Raw genomic sequence first — 2,458 nt, forward strand, 5'->3', positions numbered from 1 at the left:
CGCGCGGGGTGTTGATCCAGCCCTGTACGCGATGCGGCTTGAGATCGATCTCGCGTAAGAAGCGTCCGATGGAGTGCGCGGAGATGTCTTCGACGATCCCGCGCGCCTTGGCCTCTTCGGCCAAGTCCGCATGGGTCCAGCGCGTCAGCTTCACCCCTTCGCGGACCGCAGGCTCGCACGCCAGGGCGATGATGGCGCAGATCTGCTCGGGGGTGAAGGTCGGCGGTGTCCCCGAACGCGGCTCATCGCTCAGACGCTCGAGCACCGGGTGATCCGCGCGCTCGCGCCAGCGGCGGCGCCAGCGTTGGACCAACGAGCGACTGACCTGCAACGTGGCGGCCGTTTCGTGCATCCCCTTGCCGGCGTCGGCGGCGAGAATGATTCGGGCTCGGATCGCCAGTTGCTGCGCCGTGGTGTGCTGACGCACCAACGCCTCCAACTGGGTACGTTCTTTGTCGGTGAGGGAAACGGGAATCGGGGTGCAGCGTGGCATCGTGTCATCAACTCATCGGCGAAACTCAAGACAGATGAGTAGGATGCCATCGATCGCCCAGAAACAGTATTAGGACTTTCACTCTAGACCATTAGTCCGTCACTTGCCCAAGGGCCATCACCTTCAACAATGATCCCTGCGCTGCCTGGCCAGCCAGGCTTCGATGGTGACAGGATCAAGTCCCTTAAGCCGCTCTTCCGGGGGCATGCGTGCGAGCACCAGTTCGTGGGTTTCGCGTAGAAACTCTTCCATGGTGTAGGCCATGTCGGGGATCTTCCGTTGATAGATCAGGTAGAGGTGTTCAAGCAGCTCCCAGTGTCCGCCTTGGCTGAGGCGCGGATGGCGGGCTCGGTCGTGGATCAGCCCTTGGCGCATCCGCAGGACGGCAGGGCGCTACTGTCGAGGGCTTCGCCGTCTTTGAAGAATTTCAGCCAGCGTTCCTGCTCGGTGTGGACCTGTTCGGTGTGGAACTTGTTCAATTCCAGCAGCCAGATGCCGCCATGGTCGAGGAGCGGGCGAGCCTGGGCGTCGCGCAGGCGAAAGTCGTGGGCGTAGTCGCTGGTGTCGGCCAACAGATTCTCGCCCAGTAACCAGATGGCGTAGGTGGGCTTGAGGTCGCTGTAATCCTGCCCGCTCTGCAATTGGGAGCCGTAGAGGTCGGCCCAGGTGTAGAGGATGCGCGCGAGCAGGTCGCGATTGACGAGGAGCTGGATTTCGATCTGATGGAGACAGTCGCGCGCATCGCGCGCCTTGACGTCGACGATGCTGAGCTTGTCGTCGAGAAATTCCTTGTCGTTGTACGGATTGAGGATCTCCACCCAGGTGATGGGGGCCGGGAGATCGGGACCAAGGATGGCGTTGAGAAAGTGGATCAGCAGCGCGCGGTTGGACTCCGCCCCCAGCAGGGCCTTGAACACGCAGTCGATCTTGGGGTCGATGCGATGGTGCATGGGGCGAGTCTAGCCAGCATCAGGGGCGGGGACAATTCGCTGGAGCGTGCAACAGGAGACCTGACCCTCGGCTTGTGACCCTCGGCTTGCAATCTGTGGCTTGCAATCTGAAAAACCCGAGCCTGGCACCTTCCGTCCCTGATCGCGCGCCGCCCTGAAACAGTGGTACGTCCTGGTTTCCCCTCTAAGCCCGCAGCTACGACGGTAGCCAGTCCTGATCCAGCACCTCGGACGCCGACCAAGGACAGCTCGACGGAAAGACATCGAAGCCGATATCCGCTTCGCTTGCCGCACCCGTTCTCGCATCCAACCAAGCGTCCTCCCACCAATCCGGGTCACACAGACTGCCTTGCAGGCTTGGAGTCTTTCGGAGGCGCCGCGCCAATGCCCGCCGCTGCTCGCGAATCGTGCTTTCCCAGCTTGTCCCGCGACGCTCTGGCTGATAAGTCCACTTGAGCAAATGAATCAAGAGAACCGCCATCCGATTCGCCAGCTCGCGCTGCTCGCTCTTGCCCACGTCCTCGATCTCCTCGGCGATGTGGTCGATGTCGAGCTGGTCGAAACGGCCGGCGCGCAGCAGCCGGGACTGCTCGCTCGCCCATGCGACGACATCGTCTTCGTAGGTGTGCATGCTGTCTCCCCTTTTGCGCTCGCAGTGGCGCTCTGAAACCCCGGAGTGTCGTTTATCAGCTTACAGCCCAAGTGTGCTCATCGCGAGCCAAGGTGTGGGCAAAACCGCGGACCGCGATGGCCCAATTCCCGGCACTCGCCCGCTTACTCCCCCAACGACGACTCCGCCTGGTCGCGCTTGACGCCGACGATCACGATCTCAAGGGCGTCGAGCCGCAATTTCACAGCCTCGAGCCCCGAGTGCATCTCCGCCCGCATCACGGCGAAACCGTTCTACCGCAGATTGACTCGCCGTAGTGGGATTTACCTTCGATTCTGTACAGGCCCCAGCGTTTGACTCAAACTGCGCGCCAGGATTGGTTGGCGAGGCAGCGCGACGGCTCTC

3 protein-coding genes and 1 pseudogene are annotated in these 2,458 nt (G+C 62.1%); all 4 read right to left on the bottom strand.

Annotation, left to right across the window (positions count from 1 at the left end; all coding sequences use genetic code 11):
* Positions 1-493: helix-turn-helix domain-containing protein (locus CKO23_RS24355; RefSeq protein WP_242482701.1), on the bottom strand; the 493-nt coding region annotated here is incomplete at its 3' end.
* A 123-nt stretch (positions 494-616) separates the two neighbouring features.
* Positions 617-868 carry a hypothetical protein gene (locus tag CKO23_RS24360; RefSeq protein ID WP_200336036.1) on the bottom strand — a complete coding sequence of 84 codons (252 nt, stop codon included), beginning with the start codon at positions 866-868 and terminating at the stop codon, positions 617-619.
* Between the two features lie 5 nt (positions 869-873).
* Positions 874-1,443 (bottom strand): annotated as a pseudogene (locus CKO23_RS24365) (Rpn family recombination-promoting nuclease/putative transposase); the annotation flags it as partial.
* Positions 1,444-1,639: 196 nt separating this feature from the next.
* A complete protein-coding gene (locus tag CKO23_RS24370) occupies positions 1,640-2,074 on the bottom strand; it encodes a DUF29 domain-containing protein (protein ID WP_200336038.1) in 435 nt (144 codons plus the stop codon).
* Positions 2,075-2,458: the final 384 nt, after the last annotated feature.

The organism is Thiocystis violacea, from assembly GCF_016583565.1.
GTDB classification, from domain to species: domain Bacteria; phylum Pseudomonadota; class Gammaproteobacteria; order Chromatiales; family Chromatiaceae; genus Thiorhodococcus; species Thiorhodococcus violaceus_A.

What these genes read in the sequence shown, in the direction of transcription:
- CKO23_RS24360 (WP_200336036.1), bottom strand. Translation starts at nt 868, where the DNA reads ATGCGCCAAGGGCTGATCCACGACCGAGCCCGCCATCCGCGCCTCAGC.
- CKO23_RS24370 (WP_200336038.1), bottom strand. Translation starts at nt 2,074, where the DNA reads ATGCACACCTACGAAGACGATGTCGTCGCATGGGCGAGCGAGCAGTCC.